Annotated in this window: 17 protein-coding genes; 8 read left to right on the plus strand and 9 right to left on the minus strand. The window is 55.5% G+C overall.

All coding sequences use genetic code 11. The features are described 5' to 3' along the window. Nucleotides 1-67 precede the first annotated feature (67 nt). Nucleotides 68-1,975, minus strand: coding sequence for a hypothetical protein (locus ACN0XZ_RS00210; protein ID WP_417455683.1), 1,908 nt, complete (start codon nucleotides 1,973-1,975; stop codon nucleotides 68-70). 349 nt (nucleotides 1,976-2,324) lie between these two features. Here ACN0XZ_RS00210 and ACN0XZ_RS00215 point away from each other — a divergent pair, with 349 nt between their 5' ends. Further along, entirely contained in the window at nucleotides 2,325-4,409 is a 2,085-nt protein-coding gene (locus ACN0XZ_RS00215; RefSeq protein WP_417455684.1) for a TonB-dependent receptor plug domain-containing protein, read from the plus strand. Nucleotides 4,410-4,543: 134 nt separating this feature from the next. Here ACN0XZ_RS00215 and ACN0XZ_RS00220 read toward each other — a convergent pair whose 3' ends face one another. Together ACN0XZ_RS00220 and ACN0XZ_RS00225 are read right to left on the minus strand one after the other, a co-directional pair. Next, nucleotides 4,544-5,464, minus strand: a complete 921-nt coding sequence (locus ACN0XZ_RS00220; RefSeq protein WP_417455685.1) for a DMT family transporter — start codon at nucleotides 5,462-5,464, stop codon at nucleotides 4,544-4,546. A gap of 3 nt (nucleotides 5,465-5,467) precedes the next feature. Further along, nucleotides 5,468-6,424, minus strand: a complete 957-nt coding sequence (locus ACN0XZ_RS00225; protein WP_417455686.1) for a peptidyl-alpha-hydroxyglycine alpha-amidating lyase family protein — start codon at nucleotides 6,422-6,424, stop codon at nucleotides 5,468-5,470. Between the two features lie 144 nt (nucleotides 6,425-6,568). Between ACN0XZ_RS00225 and ACN0XZ_RS00230 the strand changes: the two genes are divergently transcribed. Then, nucleotides 6,569-7,438, plus strand: a complete 870-nt coding sequence (locus tag ACN0XZ_RS00230) for a LysR family transcriptional regulator (RefSeq protein ID WP_417455687.1) — start codon at nucleotides 6,569-6,571, stop codon at nucleotides 7,436-7,438. Nucleotides 7,439-7,569: 131 nt separating this feature from the next. Next, on the plus strand, nucleotides 7,570-8,061 hold the full coding sequence (locus ACN0XZ_RS00235) for an Hsp20 family protein (protein ID WP_417455688.1): 492 nt from the start codon (nucleotides 7,570-7,572) through the stop codon (nucleotides 8,059-8,061). Nucleotides 8,062-8,114: 53 nt separating this feature from the next. On the opposite strand, the gene ACN0XZ_RS00240 is transcribed toward ACN0XZ_RS00235, so the two are convergent. Further along, nucleotides 8,115-8,540 carry a response regulator gene (locus ACN0XZ_RS00240; RefSeq protein ID WP_417455689.1) on the minus strand — a complete coding sequence of 142 codons (426 nt, stop codon included), beginning with the start codon at nucleotides 8,538-8,540 and terminating at the stop codon, nucleotides 8,115-8,117. 270 nt (nucleotides 8,541-8,810) lie between these two features. On the opposite strand from ACN0XZ_RS00240, the gene ACN0XZ_RS00245 reads away from it, so the two are divergent. Beyond that, a complete protein-coding gene (locus ACN0XZ_RS00245; RefSeq protein ID WP_417455690.1) occupies nucleotides 8,811-9,518 on the plus strand; it encodes an energy transducer TonB in 708 nt (235 codons plus the stop codon). Nucleotides 9,519-9,682: 164 nt separating this feature from the next. Continuing rightward, a complete protein-coding gene (locus ACN0XZ_RS00250) occupies nucleotides 9,683-10,444 on the plus strand; it encodes an SDR family oxidoreductase (protein WP_417455691.1) in 762 nt (253 codons plus the stop codon). 62 nt (nucleotides 10,445-10,506) lie between these two features. On the opposite strand, the gene ACN0XZ_RS00255 is transcribed toward ACN0XZ_RS00250, so the two are convergent. Next, the gene (locus tag ACN0XZ_RS00255; RefSeq protein WP_417455692.1) at nucleotides 10,507-11,610 is read right to left on the minus strand and encodes an acyl-CoA dehydrogenase family protein; all 1,104 of its coding nucleotides are present in this window, start codon (nucleotides 11,608-11,610) and stop codon (nucleotides 10,507-10,509) included. Between the two features lie 17 nt (nucleotides 11,611-11,627). Continuing rightward, nucleotides 11,628-12,827, minus strand: coding sequence for an acyl-CoA dehydrogenase family protein (locus tag ACN0XZ_RS00260; RefSeq protein ID WP_417455693.1), 1,200 nt, complete (start codon nucleotides 12,825-12,827; stop codon nucleotides 11,628-11,630). A 472-nt stretch (nucleotides 12,828-13,299) separates the two neighbouring features. On the opposite strand from ACN0XZ_RS00260, the gene ACN0XZ_RS00265 reads away from it, so the two are divergent. Then, a complete protein-coding gene (locus ACN0XZ_RS00265; RefSeq protein ID WP_417455694.1) occupies nucleotides 13,300-14,436 on the plus strand; it encodes a sensor histidine kinase in 1,137 nt (378 codons plus the stop codon). A 47-nt stretch (nucleotides 14,437-14,483) separates the two neighbouring features. Here the strand turns inward: ACN0XZ_RS00265 and ACN0XZ_RS00270 are convergent, their stop codons facing one another. Then, the gene (locus ACN0XZ_RS00270) at nucleotides 14,484-14,921 is read right to left on the minus strand and encodes a response regulator (protein ID WP_417455695.1); all 438 of its coding nucleotides are present in this window, start codon (nucleotides 14,919-14,921) and stop codon (nucleotides 14,484-14,486) included. Next, complete coding sequence (locus ACN0XZ_RS00275) at nucleotides 14,911-16,797, minus strand: PAS domain S-box protein (RefSeq protein WP_417455696.1); 1,887 nt, start codon at nucleotides 16,795-16,797, stop codon at nucleotides 14,911-14,913. Before ACN0XZ_RS00275 ends, ACN0XZ_RS00270 begins: the two co-directional genes overlap by 11 nt. 180 nt (nucleotides 16,798-16,977) lie before the next feature. Between ACN0XZ_RS00275 and ACN0XZ_RS00280 the strand changes: the two genes are divergently transcribed. After that, on the plus strand, nucleotides 16,978-17,868 hold the full coding sequence (locus tag ACN0XZ_RS00280; RefSeq protein WP_417455697.1) for a DUF3034 family protein: 891 nt from the start codon (nucleotides 16,978-16,980) through the stop codon (nucleotides 17,866-17,868). 3 nt (nucleotides 17,869-17,871) lie between these two features. Then, the gene (locus ACN0XZ_RS00285) at nucleotides 17,872-18,288 is read left to right on the plus strand and encodes a group I truncated hemoglobin (protein WP_417455698.1); all 417 of its coding nucleotides are present in this window, start codon (nucleotides 17,872-17,874) and stop codon (nucleotides 18,286-18,288) included. 53 nt (nucleotides 18,289-18,341) lie between these two features. Here the strand turns inward: ACN0XZ_RS00285 and ACN0XZ_RS00290 are convergent, their stop codons facing one another. After that, a complete protein-coding gene (locus ACN0XZ_RS00290; protein WP_417455699.1) occupies nucleotides 18,342-19,496 on the minus strand; it encodes a sensor histidine kinase in 1,155 nt (384 codons plus the stop codon). Nucleotides 19,497-19,568: the final 72 nt, after the last annotated feature.

Consider the following 19,568-nt stretch of genomic DNA (forward strand, 5'->3'; position numbering starts at 1 on the left):
ACACGCATCCCGTTTCTTGCGCTCAGAATTCACTTTTTCGGCATTTGAAAGTGGCGGGTTTATCACCTTACTCCAGCGGGTCGAGCCCGCGCGCCGCCTTGATGATTTGCTCATCGCTCAGGTGGTCAAGTTGCAGCAGTGCCGGGCGGTTTTTATCATACGCCACCACTTCGCTCGCATGTTTTTCCATCCAGGCAATCAGCCCCTCAAGCACCTCTGCGTTGGCTTGTCCTTCGGCCGTATCACCGCCAATACCGGGCAACAAAATAGCACCCGAAAGCGCAAAGCGGGGCCTTGGGCTCTTGATGATCATGGCCAGCCGGGCGCGATACTCAAGGGTCGCATCAGATGGCGCTTCTGCCCCATCACCCGCTGTCGCGCGCTCAATAGCGAAGCGTGCCTGATAACCGTTCACCTGCCCTTCCGTTATGGCAAAGTCAGCTTCCGCTGTGAAGGCTCCCTCAATGCGCTCTTTCTCAAGCCCGGACCGTTTGAGCATATGCAGAAGCGCCCGGCACGCCTGCCACTCCAGCCGGGTTTTCAGCCCCGGCAGATAGGCGACTTTTTTGTCCCCCAAAAGCGCTTCATCGCCCCGGGAAAAATCCCTGATCTCATAAGCCCGTTTGGCACCGTCAACCCCTGTGCCACACCTCTGCCACAGTGCCGCCCCGGTTTGCACACCGCCCGCCTCAGCCGCCTCACTGCCTGCAAGCTGCACCAGCCCCTCGTCGCTGTTCCAGCCGCGCCCGGGCGCGTGGCTACCAAGCACAAAAACCTCAAACCCGCGAGCCGCCATAAACCCAACGCTCAGCGCGGTGATATCAGCCTGCACCCCATACTGGCTGATGGTGGTGGTTTCGCTGGCCAACTGGTGCCCAAGCTTCAACTCAGTGCCTTTTTCATCCCAGTTGAGGAGCGCACCGAACCGCTGGCGGATATAATCCGTGAAAGCATCCCTGTCATAAGTTTTGCCACCGAGGGCCGCGGGCACACGCACTGCAAACGCTTTTGCCGCCGCATCAAACGCAGCGAAAGCCCGGCCATCCACCCCTTCGCCCCGCGCACGGGCACGGTATATATCCTCAAGAGACGCATTCAGCGTATCAAGAAAAGTTGCATAAGCCGTAACCTCGCGGATGCCATCTTCGGCCAGAAAGTCTTTTTTGCCGCGACTTGGGTGTTTATCCGCGATCAGCGCTGCGGCCTTTGCGAGACGAAGCTCTGCGAGCGCCAGCACAATCTTGCGCCGCCGTTCCGGCACCAGTGTTGAACCGAGCCAGCCCGCAAGTTCTTCCTTCAGCGTGTTAAAAGGCCCCGCAAACTGCCCGCCTGAGCCCCGCTCCTTTGCCGGGATCAGGGCCGTAAGCGCCATCAGCATGGTGTCCCCGTCCCCGAGTCTCACGGAAAAATCGAACAGCATCTTCGCGGCCGCCTGTGAGCCTGGGTTATCCTGAAGCGCCTGCCTAAGCGTTTGCGCGTTGATTGCGAGCGCGCGCCGGGCAAGGGACGCGGTTGGGCTATCGTAGGCGGCCATCAGGCTCTCGGCATAAAGAAGCGTGCGTTCTTCCGCCTTTTCACCATTAGCCGCAAGTTCGCTGGCCTTGAGCGCATGTGTGATGGCTTTTCGTGGTTCACCCCCCTCTATCATCGCGCGGGCTGTGGCTGCCGCAATCCCTTCCGCGGGCGCGCCGTAGCGCTCCGCCATGGTGATCCAGTCCATGGCGGCGGCCATGTCCTTGTCCATTCTGGCACTCATGTCAGAGAGGAAAAGCGCTGCTCTCGCCCTGTCCTGCATCGGCGCGCGTTCGTTGCCCACAAGTGCTACCATGGCCTTGCGGCCTTCCACCACATGCAGCGCAAAAAGCTCCGCCTGCGCTTTGTCAAACTCAGCCCCCGCATATGCAGCCGGGCTGAACAGGCCAAGGGCAATAGCGCAAAAAGCGGCATAACGGCGCAAATGGGTTGTGGTCAGCATAGAACTCCCGGGCATGATTAGGGTCGCAGCAAAAGCCTATCATCATTTGCTTTTAGCAAACAGCGTCAACGCTTCAAACCCTGACGTGAAAACGGCTTTGCCGAGCACTCAATTCGTCGCACAAAAGAAACGCTTTGCCGCAAAAAGCGGGTTGCGCACACGCTTTGCCCATACTACACATGTAGTAAGTGACGCCCAGACATTTGGAATATTTTCACACGCAGACGGAAGAGAGCGGGAAGGCTTTCTCTTTCGCCACGGTGAAAGCTAACCCAAAGTCAAAAAACACAAAACACTATAACGTTTAAAAAGCCGGGCAACCACGCCGGGGATATGAGGGATCGAGTATATGAGGGGGAGGCTTACGAGCCCGGCACTAGCACCGGCTCTGGCACTGTTTTCGCTGACGCTTTTTACACCGCAGGCCTTTGGGCAGGCTGCAACAGACGGGGCGACCACCAACACCACCACGGCAGAAGCGGGGTCGGAAAACTACACCGCAGCCTTCTTTGCGCAATATACGCCGCAAAACGCCTATGACATGGTGCAGCGCCTGCCGGGTTTCATGTTTGATGAAGGCGAAAGTGCACGCGGCTTTGGCGGCACGGCAGGCAATGTGCTGATTGACGGTGCCCGCCCAACGTCAAAGTCAGGCGGCCTTGTTGAGGCGCTACGCCGTATTCCAGCCGCGCAGGTGGAACGTATTGAACTGCAGCGCGGCGCCTTTGCCGCGGGCGAAGCAGCGGGCCAAAGCGTGGTCGCCAATGTCGTGCGCTTCAAGGACAAAAGCTCAGGCACCTGGGCGCTTGAAATGCGCCGGGTTGGCAACAATAAAATCCTGCCCATGGTGGATGCCACTTTCACCACCAACATTGGCGCGTGGGATACCTCCTTCCAGCTTGACACCTTCCTCCTTTCCACCAACCGGGACGCGGTGATCAGCAAACGTGACGCCACGGGCGCACTCACGAGCCGCACGACGGAAGACCGACAAGAGGAAGAGCGTTTTGGCGCGCTTTCCTTCGATGCGGGCCGTGACGCTTTTGGCGGAAGACTGCAGCTGAACGGCAGGCTCAAGTTTTTCCGCTGGGCGGGGGACACCAAACGCCGCAACCGTGGGCTCGGGGAGCTCGACGGCCCCACCCTCGACCGGTTCGATAACCGCCATGTGGAAGAAGAATACGGTGGGGAGCTGGGCGCAGACTGGTCCCGCACCTATGCCTCCGGCTGGAAATGGCGCCTGATCGGGCTGGGCACCTATGAGCAGGAAACCAATACGGACGATTTCAGCTTCAAGATGCCGGTCAGCACTTTGCTTGAGCTTGGTAACATCCATGAAGTTGAAAAAGAAACCGAGACAATCCTTCGCACCACATTCGGCCAGACGGAAGGCAACATAAAGCCTGAGTTCGGCATTGAAGGGGCTTTCAACCGGCTTGATACCTCGATTGAGATCGCGATTGAAGACGGCGCTGGCCAACCGACCGAAGTGCTGCCCAAAAACACTGTCCGTGTGCAAGAAGTGCGGGCGGAAGCCTTCGGCAACCTCGTGTGGCAGGCCAGTAGCAAACTGACCGCAGACGCCGGGCTGAAAGCCGAGGTTTCCCGCATTTCAACCCGTGGCGGCAACGCGCAGACCTTCAAGTTCCTGAAGCCATCCGCCGGGCTTACCTATACGGTATCAGATCACCTGCGGCTGGGCCTCAAGGCTGAACGCAGCGTTGGCCAGCTTGATTTCTCTGATTTTGCGGCATCCGCCGATGCGATCGACGACCGCGTTTTTGCTGGCAACCCGGACCTGCGCCCGGACCGCACAGACAGGCTTGAAGCCAAAATCGACTATACTTTCGGGGAACGCGGCGCCATCTCAACCACGCTTTTCTACGAGTGGAAAGACGATGTGCTGGAGCGCACGATTTTGGAATCAGGCGGTGAGGCTCTCGCCAACATCGGCAGCGCAAAACGCTGGGGCCTGAACGCCAACGCCAACCTGCCGCTTGATTTCATGCTTAAGGGCGGGCTTCTCGAGGTGGATGTTTACCTGAAGGAAAGCGACTTCCTTGACCCCATCACCGGTAAAACCCGCCGCATACATGACTTTGTGCCGAGCGAATTTTATATCGACTTCCGGCACGATATCCCGAACAGCAATTGGGCGTGGGGGCTTGAATATAACTCAACCCACAACTGGCACGGCTATTTCATTGATGAGTTCGAGGAGTTTAGCCCCAAGGCCAACTACAATGCCTTTGTTGAAACCACCCAGTTTTTTGGCGTGAAAACCACCCTGCTGTTTTATGACATCACGGGCGGTGAATATAACCGCATGCGTCATTTTTATGACCCCAACCGGGGCGGCGTGAAAGTGGGTACCGCGCTGTCTGAACGGCGGCGCGACATGGGCATCAAACTTGTGATCAGCGGACAGTTCTAACACACCCCGGAAAAGAAGAACCCGTGCGCTGATGGGGGGAGCGCACGGGTTAAAGCCGGGGTAATAAGGGGGAGGAGTGGGCCCCCGGCACGACTACAGATAGGGTGCCATAACCCCGCTTTTAAGGGGGTGCGTCAAAACTTCACACCTTGTTGATCGGCATCCATATTTTCCGTGATCGGGCGCGTGCCGCCATAGGCTGAAAGCACGGCGGCAATCAGGATCAAAAAGCCACCACCCCACACCATTACATCGGGCACTTCGCCAAAAAGCAGCACACCCGCAACCGCTGCCACCAAAAGCCGCAGGAAATCGACAGGCAACACCACCGTGGCGTCTGCTGCGGCAAAAGCACGGGCCATCGCGCTTTGCGCAGCCGTGAACCCGAGCCCCATCAGGGCCATCAGGCAAAAGTCCTGCCATGTGGGCCATACCCAGTGATCAAGCGCAATGAGAAAGCTGACCGGCACCAATAATACGAACTGCGACACCACCATGGTGCCCATATTCTCAGTACGAGAGAGCATCTTCACACTCAGGAACGCCGCGGCGGTCATTACCGCCCCAAGGAAGGCTGCCCCTACGCCGAATGTGGCCCCCGCCTCATGGGACGGCTGCACCACAATCAGCATACCAACAAAGCCGACCCCAAGGGCGATATAGCGGGCGGGGCCGGCCCGCTCGCCCATGAAAAGCACGGCAATGATGCCGGAGAAAATGGGCGCCAGATAAGTGATGGCCACCACGGTAGCAAGCGGTGCATTCGCAATAGCATAAAAGAGACTATAGACCCCCACACAGGCGACCAGCCCCCGCACCCCGTGCATCAAGGGCCTAGCGGTTTTCAAAATACCGGGGCCTTGCCGGATAATCAGCGGCATCATGGCAATCAGGCCAAAAAAGTTGCGGTAAAAAACCAATAGCTCTGGCGAATACCGCTCCGCCAATAAGCGCACTACAACCCATATTAAAGACTGGCAAACGGCATAGGTGGCCATGAAGGCCACCCCGCGTAAATTTTTGTTCCCCCCCGCAACCAAGCGGAATGCGGTCATGTGTTATTTCTCCGCAAGAGGGGTGAGGGCCGTTACGCGCCAGTTGAAAATATCGCTCACCAGCACACCACCACCGGGCCTCAGCGTAACACCATGAAGCGAGCTATACTGCCCCACCTCTTTGCCTGCCTCACCCACACGGCTTAGCACACGGCCGTTTGCATCCAGCGTGACAAGTTTTTCATCGCGGGCATCGGTCATCAAGAACCCGCCATCAGGCAGCGGCACAAGGCCGTAAGGATAGCCGATCCCGGTCCAGGCTTCCTTGAAGTTGCCATCGAGGTCGAACAGCTGGATACGCTGGTTTTCACGGTCCGCGACATAGAGTGTGTCCCCTTTCACCACCACAGAATGCGGGAAGTTGAACTGACCTTCGCCCTCACCCTTTTCGCCAAACATCTTGATCATGTTGCCGTCTGGCCCCAACTTCACAATGCGGAAGTTACCGCCATCGGCCACATAAAGGTTACCATCTGCATCAAAAGCCACGTCGCTTGGCTTATCGAAAAACAAATAGTTATAGTCCCGATCGAACCATCCCTCGCTGGCATAATCCTTGCGGCCATAAACCCGCAACAGTTCCCCACCCGGGGTGAATTTGAGCACCAGGTGGTTGCCAACATCAGTTGTCCAGATATTGCCGTCCCCGTCAAAGCGCATGCCGTGCGGGCTTGAGAAAAGGCCAGCGCCTATCTCGCGGTCAAACTTGCCGTTTGCCTTGAATTTAAGAAGGGCATGGGTGCCCCGGTTAAACACATAAATGGCGCCCGGCTTGCCGCCCTTGGTTTCTGCCTGCAGCACCGCAGGCACCTCAACCAGAAACCAGCCCTCCGGCATTTCAAGAGCCGGGATTTCTGCCTGCCACGCAGCTTCATCTGCCAATAAGGGAGTGGACGTGACCGCCGCCGTACCAAGAAGGGTGAAGAGCCTCGCTATGCCGATCAGGTGAGTAAGTTTCATCTCGCGTATCCTTTTTCTGCTGCATCATCATGCTGCCATTGACCGCAAGATCGGGGTTTCTATATGATCATTCAAATATTTAGTTTTTATAGTTTTGATAAATTAAACCTATCAATTACCTTACTTGATATGGATCTGAAACAATTGAGATATTTCGCAGCCGTGCTGGATGAAGGCGGCATGCGCAAGGCGGCCACCGCGCTGCATGTGAGCCAGCCTGCGCTTACGGTTGCCGTACAAAACCTTGAAGAAAGCCTTGGGGTGAAGCTTTTTGTGCGCACCGGCCGCACCATCGAGCCCACCCGTGAAGGCTACCGGCTCTATGCTCATGCGCGCGCACTTTTGGCAGGGGCTGAAAAAGCACGGTCCGAGATGCGGGCGCTCGCGAACCTTGAGGTGGCCGAACTATCACTAGCGGCCACTAGCATGGTGGCCAACCATGTGCTGCCCCGCCCGCTCAGCGCTTTTCTTGTCGCCCATCCGGGCGTAGGGCTTTCGCTAAGCCAGATGGGCGGACCCGCAGTTGAAAGTGCGCTCAAGCTCGGCGAGGTGGAGATCGGCTTCGCCATGCATGACCTTGACACTAGCTTCGAGCAACTTCCGGTGTTTGAAAGCCAGATCGCTGTTTGCCTGCGCGCTGACCATGCCCGCGCACGCCAGAGCGACATCAGTTGGGATGACTTGCTGGATGAGCGCATCGCTACCCTGCCGCGCGGCTATACCCTGCATGCTAGATTGCTGGCGGAGGCGCGACGGCATGCAAAAGCCGCCAATATCGTGCTGGAAACAGACGCCATGGGCCTGCTTACACAAACAATCGAGACCGGGGCCGCCGTCGGCCTGATGATGGAGGCCGCCAAACCTGCAAGCGAGCATATCGTGGCGCTACCGATCCGCGAGAATAAAGGACGGCGGTTTACCATCAACGCCTGCTGGCGGCGTGACATGCCGCTCTCGGTGGCGGGCCAGGCCCTAATCAAACACCTGAAAAACATGTCTAATGCGCTGTTATAAAACAATAAAAAATTTCTCACACTGACCTTGAACTACCCAATGCCTTTCCTAAATATTCGGTATCGGTGCCTAATATGGGCCGATGACATCGAAACGTTGAAGTGAACATTGCTCAAAGGAGAATGTAAGCTATGACCAGATATGATTTTTCCCCTCTTTTCCGGTCCACCATCGGTTTTGACCGGATGGCCAGCCTGCTCGACAGCGCGATGAAAGCGGCAGATCATGATGCCGGGTACCCACCCTATGACATCATGCAAGCAGGAGACGACCGATACCGCATCACGCTCAGCATTGCGGGTTTCTCTGAAGAGGATCTGACCGTTGAGCAGCAAGAACGGCAGCTTGTGGTGTCAGGCTCCAAATCAGACAAGGCCGATAGCACAACCTATCTGCATCGTGGGATTGCCACCCGCGACTTCAGGCGAGAATTCCAACTGGCTGATCATGTCAGCGTTACTGGTGCTAACCTCTCAAACGGGCTGCTAACCATTGACCTGATCAGAGAAGTGCCTGAGGAAATGAAACCGCGCCGTATCGAAATTCGCGAATCTGCGCCTGCAAATCTGCTAACAAAAGCCAAAAAACTGCTCAGCGACAAAAGTGATAAAAAAGCTGCGTAAGGCTCCATCAGGCCGTGCCTGCCGCTCAGGCGGCAGGCTAAAGGCAGCCTGTGCTACGCAGTCAGCATCTTGAGCAGGCGCGCCTTGAGAGCTTCTGCATTGATCGGCTTCAGCAGGTAATCTTTCACGCCAAGGCCTTTTGCCCCCAGTATGTCTTCCTTCTCGGAACTGCCGGTCAGAAACAAAACGGGGGTGCGGGCACGTTTGGCATCAAAGCGTATGTTTGCGCCTTGGCGCAGCCGGGTTACAAAATCAAGCCCGCCCATGGGCTCCATATTGATATCGCAGATGATGACATCAAACCCGCGACGGTCGAGATGTTTAAGCGCATCAGACCCGTCCGCCGCTTCCACGACCTCGGCAAAGCCAAGTGCGCCCAAAAGCTTGGTCAGCATGGTTCTGATCAGTTCCTGATCATCAACGACAAGCGCTGTTTTACGCTCAAACGCCGCTATACGAGTGATTTTTTCGTCGCTCATCGCTTCCCTGAATGATTTTCTTTCACCAGCAATATCGAGAACGCTACAAGTGTTTTAGTCGCGTGACAACTGCTTCGTTGCCACATTGCCTTGTACCATTCTCCCGCCTAACGTGTTGGCAGGGATGGCTATCCGCGCAGATATGCATTAATCTGTTTTAAACGAATGTCCTATAAATTTCCCTCATGCGCAGTCTGCTGTGGGGAACAGGCGCGACCCGATACCTTAACCTTGTTTCGATTATGCTTTGTTCAAATAGGGAGTGAATGGATGATCCTTCACCGCACCAAAGCATTCCTTCTTGGGGCTGCAATTTCACTTGTGGGTTTTTCTGGCCAATCGCTAGCTGATGACGACGGCTTACGCATTTGGGGCGCCAAGGTCTATGACGCTTTCGCCTCCAAACAGCGCTACCCACGCCGCGCGGTAGATGACAAGCTAGAAGGTACGGTCAAAATTCAGGTTACAGTGGCCAAAACAGGGGCCATCATTGGCTTTGGCATCAACCGGTCATCAGGCCACGAGGTGCTGGACGCCGAAGTGCTGGACCTTCTTGGTCGCGTGAACCCCCTGCCACCACTGCCTGAAGGCAAGGAAAGCTACGTCTTTAAAATCCCGCTTCGCTTCCAGATGGATGAAACCCAAACTCGGATGGATGCTTCGGTAACCGTCGATGCCGCCAGCAGCAACTGGAAAGACTGGCAGCGCGCCGTGCAGCGCACGCTTGCCCGCAATCAGGGGTATCCAACCCAGTTGATTGAGGAAGGTATCGAGGGGCAGGTGAAAGTACAGGTGAATGTGGCGGCAGACGGCACCATCACGGCGCAGAGCATCGCGCAGTCATCCGGTAGTGACATTCTCGACGATGAAGCCCTTGATCTGATGCGCAGGATCAGTTTCCCGGCCCTGCCTGAAGCGCAGCAAAGCATCGCCATAACCATCCCGCTAAACTACCGCCTGGACGGTAGGCGCGGATAAAACCCGAGCCCACGACAGACGAAAAAGCCCGACGGGAAACCGCCGGGCTTTTGCTTTGGCACCCACGCCACACCGTTTCACTTCAGGAGCAAGAAACGGATATCCGCACGGGACAAAACTATGGTCCACCTCGCTCTCCTTCCAATTATTGAGCGAGACAAACAATGGAACTTCAGAACAAAGTGGCCCTTGTCATTGGGTCCAGCTCCGGCATTGGGCGCGCGGCAGCCGTGCTGTTTGCCAAGAAAGGCGCAAAAGTGGTTGTGGGCGCGAGACGCCAAGGGGCGCTTGATGATCTGGTGGCGGAAATCACCGCCGCTGGTGGCAGCGCCTGGGCGGTTGCTGGCGACGCCCGCGATGAGGCCTACGCAAAAGAGCTATGTGATGCTGCTGTCAGCCAATATGGCGGCCTTGATATCGCCCTGCACTGTGCTGGCGCCCTGGGCACGCTGGCACCGGCCACGGAGCTGAGCGAAACCAACTGGCATGAGGTGATTGACGCCAATCTGACCTCAGCTTTTCTGGGGGCAAAACACCAATTGCCGCTGATGGAAAAACGCGGCGGCGGCTCGCTGATCCTCACATCATCTTTTGTGGGCTACACGGCAGGCATGCCCGGCATGGCAGCCTATGCGGCCGCCAAGGCAGGCATGGTGGGTTTGATGAAGTGCCTTGCTGTTGAATATGGCCCCAAGGGGATACGGGTGAACGCGCTGTTGCCCGGCGGGACAGACACGGACATGGCCGCGGAGTTTGCCCGCACACCGGAAGAGAAAGCCTTTGTTCGCGGCCTGCATGTGCTCGGGCGGATCGCAACCCCAGAAGAGATCGCCCACAGCGCGCTCTATCTGGCGTCTGATGCTTCAAGCTTCACAACTGGGCAGGCCATGCTGGTGGATGGTGGTGTTTCCATCAAGAAGGCCTGACACCTAATACAAAAGCCCGGCGGGAAACCACCGGGCTTTTCATCTCTAACTTTGACGCTTGCTTACGCTGCGTTTGAAAGCTTCTGGAAGCGCTTGAGGTGATGGTCTGTATCCCCAAACCAGTGGTCGATCATCACAAGGCGTTTAGCAACGTGGGCAAGTGTTAGCTCCCACGTCACACCGATGCCGCCGTGCATCTGCACCGCCTCTTCCGCGACCATACGCCCGATACGGCCCGTGAGCGCCTTTGCGGCAGACAGGTGTTTTTCACTGTCTTCGCTTTCAAGTTTTGACGCCGCGAGCAGCACGATTGAGCGCGCCTGCTCTATCTCAAGGCACATGTCCACCATGCGGTGTTGCAGCACCTGAAACTTGCCAATAGGCACGCCAAATTGCGTGCGGGTACGCAGATATTCAAGCGTAGCATCCCGCGCGTTTTCCATCGCACCCAGGCTTTCCGCGCACAGTGCAAAGGTGCCGCGCGCGATGGCACGAGCGAGAATGCCCTCTGCCGCAGCACCGGTTGCAAGCACATCATCTGCACCAACGGTGACACCATCAAATGTCACTTCCGCCGCAGAAAAACCGTCATGGGTTTTGTAGCTGCGCAGGCTCATGCCGTCCGCGTCTTTCGGCACCAGAACAAGCACAAGGCCATCAGCGCCTTTGGCCGAAACAATAAGCGTATCTGCCTGCCCGCCACCAATCACCACTGACTTGGCGCCCGTGAGCTTTCCGTCCTTGAACGTGCAATCCACCTTGTCTGCGTTATAGCGTGCGCCGGGTTCATAGTGCGCGAGCGCGAGCAGGTGCCCACCGGCCACCACATCATCGAGAAGCGCAGGGCCACGACCCGTTGCCCCTTCTTCCGCCAGCATGCCAGCGCCCAAAACGGCGGTCGCGAGAAATGGCTCAACCACGATACCGCGGCCAAGTTCTTCCATCACCACCATGATATCAATGCCGGTGCCACCAAGGCCGCCAACACGTTCCGGCAGCACAGCCGCCACGAGGCCAAGCTCAGCCAGTTCCGCCCAGATCTCAGCCGAATACCCGGCTTCAGACTTGATGATTTTATCACGGGTTTCAAAGTCGTACTTCTGGCGCACAAATTTGGCGACCATGTCCTTGAGAAGGCTGTGATCTTCAGAAAGTTTAAAATCCATTGTCAGTCACCCTTCCCTTAAAGCCCAAGGATCATCTTGGAGATGATGTTGCGCTGTATCTCGTTCGAACCGCCATAGATGGAATATTTCCGGCGGTTGAAATAATGGCCCGCGAAGCTGTTCGCACCGTCTGGCCCGATGGGTTCTTCATTTGAGCCAGGCAACTCAAGCTCTGGCATGAACGGCAGGGCGTAAGGGCCAACCGCACGGCGCAAGAGGTCTGATATCTCCTGCCGGATGACAGAGCCTTTGATCTTGAGCATGGAGCTTTCAGCCCCCGGCGCGCCACCGGCTTGCGCCTGCGCGAGCACCCGAAGGTTCGTCAGTTCCATCGCCATCAAATCCAGCTCAACATTGGCAATGCGGGTTGCAAACGCCGGGTCGTCGATCAGCATGGTGCCGTCGCCCGCGTCTGTTTCAGCTGCAATGCGCTTGAGCTTCTTGAGGCCTTCCTTGGCTGCTGCGACACCCGCGATACCAACACGTTCGTGCTGCAGCAGGTATTTGGCGTAGGTCCAGCCCTTATTTTCTTCGCCCACCAGATTTCCAGCAGGCACCTTCACATCAGAGAAGAAAACCTCGTTAACTTCATGCCCACCCTCAATGGTGATGATGGGGCGCATTTCAACGCCGGGGGTGTTGATATCAATGAGGAGGAAAGAGATACCCTCTTGCGGCTTGCCACTTGAGGAAGTGCGCACGAGGCAGAAGATCCAGTCCGCATACTGGCCCATGGTTGTCCATGTTTTCTGACCGTTCACAATATAGTGGTCACCCTCCCGCACCGCTTTTGTCTTGAGGCTGGCGAGGTCGGACCCCGAGCCTGGCTCGGAATAACCCTGACACCACCAGTCATCACAATTGAGGATACGCGGCAGATAATGAGCCTTCTGTTCTTCAGACCCAAAAGCGATAAGCACGGGCCCAAGCATGTTGAGGCCAAAAGGCGGCAACTCAGGCGCGCCAGCTTTCACACATTCTTCTTCAAAAATATGTTTCTGGAAGGGTGTAAACCCGGACCCACCATATTCCTTCGGCCAAGTGTGTACCGCCCAGCCCTTTTCAACCAGAATCTTCTGCCAGGTGATATAGTCCTCGCGCGCAGGCATCCGCCCCGCTTTTACCGCTTTTGAGATATGAGCCGGTAGCTTCTCAGCTAAAAACTGCCGGACCTCCTCGCGGAAGTTCAGATCTTCCTGTGTATATTCAAGACGCATGTCTGCCCATCCATATGTTGTGGTGTTTGTTGTTTCATCAAGTAGAACGACGAGAGCAGCCTTCAAGCCAGAAATTCACACAAGAAATAGCTCTTGGCCGATTCGGGGCCTATGCGGCCCACAACGCATCTTCCCTCACGAAAATCCACCATCTTACCATCTGGCACAGGTTCGCCGTTGATTCTGGTTCTTTCCTTCACAAAACGCTGTGAGTTCGCTCTTTTTACTTAAAATTTTAACAATAAGACTTTCAAACATTAAAAACATATCAAATAAATTAACGGCCGAGACCACAGGTTTACCAAATATTAACGATAAAATATAAAAATTTAACTAATTATTAAGTGAAAAACAGTTCTGATCCAAATAAACTGGATTTTCGTACGAAATTTAGCTATGAATTACTTGCTATACGTAGGTCTATTCATTCCATGCCCTGAATATATTGTACCGGCTAGCTGAGAGGGTCGCAATGCCACGAAGATATATGGATATTCTACTGGTGGATGATAGCCGTGCCGACCGGCGCTTTATCACACGCGAACTCGCTAAAACCGACCAAGCCTATCACATAGATATTGCCGACACGGTTGCGGGTGCGCGGCAAAAGCTGGCCTGCAAACATTACGACTGCCTGCTTCTGGATTATAACCTGCCGGACGCAGACGGCCTCGCCCTCATGGAGGGCATGGCGAAGGATAAAAGCAACGGCTTCACCGGTGTTGTGATGATCACGGGTGACGGCAATGAGAAAGTAGCAGCCCGGGCCATTCAGCTTGGCGCGCATGACTATCTGACCAAAAACCAGATTGATGGCCCGCGTTTGGTGCGCGCGATGGACCGCGCCATTGAGCATTCTGCCGAGAAGCGCACCCGCACCCATCAACGCCTGGTGATGGAAAACTTTGCTTCAAGCGCGGCGCATGACCTCGCGAACCCGCTTTCCGGTGTTATTGGCTTTCTAACCCTCGCGCAGCAGGGGGTCATGAGCGGCGACATGGGAAAAGTGCCCGCACACTTAGATAACGCCATGACCTCCGCGCTTTACATGAAGCAGTTGGTGACAGACCTTCTGCATTATGCGCGCACAGGCACGACGGCTGATACGCCTGAGGTTGTAGACCTGAATGAAATCATTGAGGTGGTCAGCAACCTTCTCGATAAAAGCATCGAGCGTGAAGAGGCCGTTATCAAGGTTTATGACCTGCCTACCGTCGAGGCTTACCCAACCGAGATAACCCAGTTGTTCCAGAACCTGATCAGCAATGCGATCAAGTACCGCGGTGAGGACGCGCCTGAGATCATCATCTCAGCGGATGAGAAGGACGATTACTGCGTGATCTCGGTCGCGGACAATGGTCGCGGTGTGCCCGAGAATGCGCGCGATGCCATTTTCACCCCACTGCACCGCATCCATCATAAAGGAACCGACGGCTCCGGCCTTGGGCTCGCTATCTGCATGAAGATCGTGGACCTGCACCGAGGTAAAATCTGGTGTGAAGGGCGGCCCGGTGGCGGCAGCATCTTCCGCATCATCATCGCGAAAAAGCTGGACCATGCCGCCAATGAAAACACGGCGCCAAACGGCACCGCATCAAGCTATATCTAGGAAATCAGATATCCTGCCTGCCAGGTAGACAAGATACTCAAGCCAGATCAGGCAGGCAGCTCGGCTGCGCGAAACCAGAACTCTGAGAGTGACTGCATGGCGGCTACAAAACCGTCCAGATCATGCGGTTTCTTGAGGTAGCTGTTGGCGCCAAGGTCATAACAGTCCTGCACATCCCGCTCATCGTCTGACGTGCTCAAGATAACCACCGGAATGGTGCGGAAGGCATCATTGTGTTTGATGGTGCGCAATACCTCGCGGCCATCAACGCCCGGCAGGTTGAGATCCAGAAGCACGAGGGAAGGCCTGCGGGCCCCATCAGGGCGCTTGCTCAAAAGAAGATAGTTGATAGCGCGGCGGCCATCGGCGCAATGCTCAACAGGGTTATCGACGCCTGCCTTCTTGAAAGCACGACGCGTTACCCGCACATCAGCCTCACTATCCTCCACAAGGAGAATCAGGCCCTCTTCGGGTTCATTCGTCATGCGCTGCCTCCTTTACGATGGGCAAACCGAACTGAAATTCAGTGCCTTCGCCTTCTTCACTTTCGAACCTGATCCAACCATCGTGATGGTCGATCACGCGCTTCACAATGGCGAGGCCAGCCCCAGTGCCACCGCCATACTCACCTTCGGCATGGAAGCGGCGGAACATCTCAAACACTCGGCCTTTAAACTGAGGCGCGATGCCGATGCCATTGTCCTTCACCTTGAATTCTACAAAGCCTGCCCTGATTGCACCAGAGATTTCGACAATTTTATCTTTTGACTCGTTATACTTAACGCCGTTGGTGATGAGGTTCTGGAACACTGTCGCAAGGCACGCGGACGACATGCGCACATCCGGCATATCGCCAAGGATATGTATTTCCGCGTTGTTTTCCTTCAGGAATGCCTGAAGGTCATCCACAACAGCGTGGATAGCCTGCTCGCACGTTACGGTGTCTGCCTTCTCGATCCGGCGTTCAATGCGGGAATATTCCCTCAGGTCGTCAATCAACCGTTCCATGCGCACAGTCAGATGCGCCATGGTTTTCAGGTCGTCCTGATATTCTTCATCCAACTGGTCGGCACAGTCCTCAAGCACGATGGAAGACAGGTTGTGAATACCTCTCAATGGTTCCTTGAGGTCATGGGCGGCGATATAAACAAACTGGTCAAGCGCCTCGTTTGAGCGCGCGAGCTTCTCGTTAAGGAGCTTCTGTTCTTCCGCTGCTGCCTTGGCCTCAGATACATCTCGCGCCACCACAGCGGCCGCGACAATCTGGCCATGCGGGTTGCGGATCGGCGAGATGGACATGGACACGTCAATCTCAAAGCCGTTGGCATGGCGATACTTGCTTTCAAAATGCCGGACCGTGCGCCCACTTTCCACCCGCTCAATAATTTCCGCTATTTCATCCGGTTTGTCATTTGCCAGCACGAGCGACGCGGGCCAGCCAATGGCTTTTTCAGGCGGATGCCCAAACAAATGCTCGGCCCCCGGTGCCCAACTCTGGATCGTGCCCATCAGGTCAAGGCTGAAGATAGCGTCATCACAGGCGTCAATGGTGGCAAGCAACCGCCTGCGCTCTGCCGCCACACGTATGCGTTCCGACACATCAACAATGGTTGCAATCACCACCAGCTCGGGGTCGTCATCCACGGGGGTGAGGCCAATCTCAACCGGGAAAAGCTCACCATCCTTGCGCTGGCCGTAAAGCTCTTTGCCCTGCCCCATAGGGCGAGCGGTCACATCCGCATAAAACATGGCTCTGTGGCTTGGGTGACGCTCCCGCACGGCTTCGGGCACCAGTATTTCAACGGCCTGCTCAAGAAGTTCTTCGGTCGTATAGCCAAAAAGCTCAGTCGCCGCAGGGTTCACCAGTTTGATTTTGCCGTAAGCATCCACGCCGATAACCGCCGGTGAGATTTTATTGAGCACCAGCTCAAGCCGCCCCTTCTCTTTCTGCAAGGCCTCTGTGCGCTCCGCCACCGTGCGCTCGAGCCTTTTCTGGCTCGGGATTTGAAGCGCAAGAGGGATAAGCCGCCACACGGCAATGGCGGTGAAAAGCGATACAATCGCTGTGGCAAGTTTCGCGATACCCGAGAGGCCATAGGTGCCGTGCCACACGGTGATGATGCCAAAAATATGGGTCACACCGCAGAGGAAAATAAACGCCGAGAAAAGGTAAAACACATTGGAGAATTTTACGTCGTGACGCTTCTGGATGAAGGAAACCAGACCAAGCGGGATACTGAAATACGCAAGGGCAATAACCGCGTCCGAGATCACATGGGTCCAAAGCACCTCAGGCGCCCACATATAACAATACCCATGGGGCATGAACTGGTCTGAAAACAGGGTCTCAATAAGCGACATAAATCCAAGTCCTTAATGGGCCAGGCGACAGGCGCTCGGGGCACAACCCCTAACACGCCGAATACTGATGACACATTATTCTTGGCATAAACAATACAAAATTTGTCAGAATATATAATCCGTTAACCATCACCCGCGTAGAAAGACGGCGCAGAATGCAAATGATGGTAGGGGCAGGACATGGTTTCCCAAAACTTTGGCAAGAGGGCAGCGGGCCTGCTAGCACTTGGTTGCGCTTTTTCACTTCCCGCAAGCGCAGAAGAAAGCCTTTTTGGCAGCGGTAAAATTCTCGCGACACCTGGCGTTATTCAAGTTGAGGGCGCCGGTGGTGCAGGCCTATCGACCTGGGCAATGATTTCAGGCTACGGCACCAACCGGGAAATTGGCGCGAGCGCACACCACACCTATGTCACCACCGATGATTTTACGCTGAACGCAACAGGCGTAACCGTTGGGCTTTATGACCGGCTGGAGCTTTCCTACACCAGACAGTGGTTTGACACAGGCTCCGCTGGCGGCCGCCTTGGCCTTGGCGATGGTTTCAACTTCAACCAGGATATTGTCGGCGCCAAGCTGAAGGTGTTTGGTGATGCGGTCTATGATCAGGACACATGGATGCCGCAAGTATCCATCGGCATGCAGTATAAACGGGCTGATAAAGGCGATATCGTGCGCGCAGTTGGCGCTGAAGATAACGATGGCTTCGACTATTATATCGCCGCCAGCAAAGTGCTTCTTGGGCAAAGCCTTGTGGTCTCTGGTGCGGCGCGGCTCACAGAAGCCAACCAGTTTGGTCTTCTGGGCTTTGGTGGCCCAAATGGCTCAAACCACAGCCTCCAGTTTGAAGGGTCGGTTGCTTACCTGCTCTCCCGCCGTTTTGTGCTCGGGTTCGACTATCGCACCAAACCTGACAATCTTGCCTTCGCGCAGGAGCAGGACGCTAAAGCCGCCTATATGGTCTGGCTGCCCAGCAAACATTTCACTGTGACGGCTGCGGCGGTTGACCTTGGCGATATTGCCCTTCAGGGCAGGCAACAAGGTTTCTATCTCTCAATGCAAGTGGGGTTCTGATCGATGAAATTTTTCAAAACAATCATGATTTGCGGCCTTCTTGGCCTTCACACCCCAGCGTTTGCAGACAGCCTCTATGATGACCTCGGCGGCAAAGATGCGTTGGTGCGCATCACCGAACGGCTGGTTGAGCTCACGTTCAATGATCCCCGCACAGCACACCAGTTCAAACAAACCAAACGTGACCGCCTCACCAACCTGCTGGTTGACCAGTTTTGCGAGCTTACCGGCGGCCCCTGCAAATATAAGGGGGTGAACATGAAAAAATCGCACATCAAGCTGGGCATCACGGAGAATGAGTTCAACGCGCTGGTTGAGCAGTTGCAGCAGGCGATGGACGAAGAAGGTGTGCCCTTCCATACCCAGAACAAGTTTCTGGCCCTGCTGGCCCCGATGAAACGGGATATTGTGGAACGGTAGAACGAAGCTTTGAGAGCTAAAACAAAGGCCCGGGCTTTCTCGGGCCTTTTCTTTTAAACCACCCTCAAGACAGGTTGTTTTTCTTCATCCTTGAAAATTGCATCATTGGTAGCGGCGGCCATCTGCGGCACATCAATATGAATTGTGGTGCCGTGCCCCTTGGTGGAATGAATCACCATCTTGCCGTTCACCCGGCGACAGAAGCGGTCAACAAGCGGCAGGCCAAGGCCCGCGCCTTCACTTTTGCGCGCGAGGCCAGAATCCAGCTGCACAAAAGGCCGCATGGCGCGCGCAAGCTCTTCCTCGCTCATACCAATACCCGTGTCCTTGAAGGTGATGGAAAAGCTCTCAGGTGTCGCGGATACAAAGACATCAAGCCTGCCGCGCGTCGGCGTAAATTTAGCTGCGTTTGACAGCAGGCTCAGCACGATATGTTTGATGATCCGGCGGTCAGAACAAACGGGCTTTTCCTCGCATTTAACGTTCACCTGCAACTGTTTGTCTTCAATAAGTGCCCGGTGATACGAGATGCATTCGTCAATGGTGTCCTTAAGGCTGAAGAAATTCGCCTCCAGCGATACACGACCAGACTGCAGCCGCGCCATCTCCAGCATATCATTGATCAGGTTGAGGAGGTTGCGCCCACTGCTCGCAATAATTTCCAGATATTCATCCTGCTTTTCCGGTGTGGTGGCGTGAGAGTTTTGCATCAACTCGGCAAAGCCGATTACCGCGTTCAGGGGTGTGCGCAACTCGTGGCCGATATTGGCGAGAAATTCAGCCTTCACCCGGCGTGCGTCCTCTGCGCGCACGGCAAGTTCACGCATCTCATCCAGCATCTTTTGCTGTTTTTGTTCGATTTTCTTACGGCGCCCCACCTCCATGCTGGCTGACGAAACTTTTGGCAACCAGCGCGCAACACCAACCCCAAAGAGAGCAATACCCGGCGTGTATATAAACGGCAGCGACTGGCCTTCCAGTTTCGCCTTTCCAGCAAGCACCATGAGAGCGCTTTGGCCCCAGGAAAGTTCTTCTGCATAGTCAATGAAAGTTGCGAGCGTAAGGACCAAAGCCCCCACCAGTATGGTGAAGTATCCATGGTCAATATGGGCGAAATCTGTGCGGTGCCGAAGCAGGAACCCGAAGATGGACGCACAACCGATAAAGAGAAGGATAGTAGGGTGCCAAAAGAGGCCAAACAGGTCCATTACCACTCACCACATATTATACACCGCCCCCAATGAGGGCAGTGTATGGCGCAATGGTAAAAGAAACCTTGC

The sequence above is a fragment of the Kordiimonas sp. genome (assembly GCF_048264555.1).
In the GTDB taxonomy this organism is placed as follows: Bacteria; Pseudomonadota; Alphaproteobacteria; order Sphingomonadales; family Kordiimonadaceae; genus Kordiimonas.

Coding starts and splice junctions, on each gene's coding strand:
- ACN0XZ_RS00210 (WP_417455683.1), bottom strand. CDS start 1,975: ATGCTGACCACAACCCATTTGCGCCGTTATGCCGCTTTTTGCGCTATT.
- ACN0XZ_RS00215 (WP_417455684.1), top strand. CDS start 2,325: ATGAGGGGGAGGCTTACGAGCCCGGCACTAGCACCGGCTCTGGCACTG.
- ACN0XZ_RS00220 (WP_417455685.1), bottom strand. CDS start 5,464: ATGACCGCATTCCGCTTGGTTGCGGGGGGGAACAAAAATTTACGCGGG.
- ACN0XZ_RS00225 (WP_417455686.1), bottom strand. CDS start 6,424: ATGAAACTTACTCACCTGATCGGCATAGCGAGGCTCTTCACCCTTCTT.
- ACN0XZ_RS00235 (WP_417455688.1), top strand. CDS start 7,570: ATGACCAGATATGATTTTTCCCCTCTTTTCCGGTCCACCATCGGTTTT.
- ACN0XZ_RS00240 (WP_417455689.1), bottom strand. CDS start 8,540: ATGAGCGACGAAAAAATCACTCGTATAGCGGCGTTTGAGCGTAAAACA.
- ACN0XZ_RS00245 (WP_417455690.1), top strand. CDS start 8,811: ATGATCCTTCACCGCACCAAAGCATTCCTTCTTGGGGCTGCAATTTCA.
- ACN0XZ_RS00250 (WP_417455691.1), top strand. CDS start 9,683: ATGGAACTTCAGAACAAAGTGGCCCTTGTCATTGGGTCCAGCTCCGGC.
- ACN0XZ_RS00255 (WP_417455692.1), bottom strand. CDS start 11,610: ATGGATTTTAAACTTTCTGAAGATCACAGCCTTCTCAAGGACATGGTC.
- ACN0XZ_RS00260 (WP_417455693.1), bottom strand. CDS start 12,827: ATGCGTCTTGAATATACACAGGAAGATCTGAACTTCCGCGAGGAGGTC.
- ACN0XZ_RS00265 (WP_417455694.1), top strand. CDS start 13,300: ATGCCACGAAGATATATGGATATTCTACTGGTGGATGATAGCCGTGCC.
- ACN0XZ_RS00270 (WP_417455695.1), bottom strand. CDS start 14,921: ATGACGAATGAACCCGAAGAGGGCCTGATTCTCCTTGTGGAGGATAGT.
- ACN0XZ_RS00275 (WP_417455696.1), bottom strand. CDS start 16,797: ATGTCGCTTATTGAGACCCTGTTTTCAGACCAGTTCATGCCCCATGGG.
- ACN0XZ_RS00280 (WP_417455697.1), top strand. CDS start 16,978: ATGGTTTCCCAAAACTTTGGCAAGAGGGCAGCGGGCCTGCTAGCACTT.
- ACN0XZ_RS00285 (WP_417455698.1), top strand. CDS start 17,872: ATGAAATTTTTCAAAACAATCATGATTTGCGGCCTTCTTGGCCTTCAC.
- ACN0XZ_RS00290 (WP_417455699.1), bottom strand. CDS start 19,496: ATGGACCTGTTTGGCCTCTTTTGGCACCCTACTATCCTTCTCTTTATC.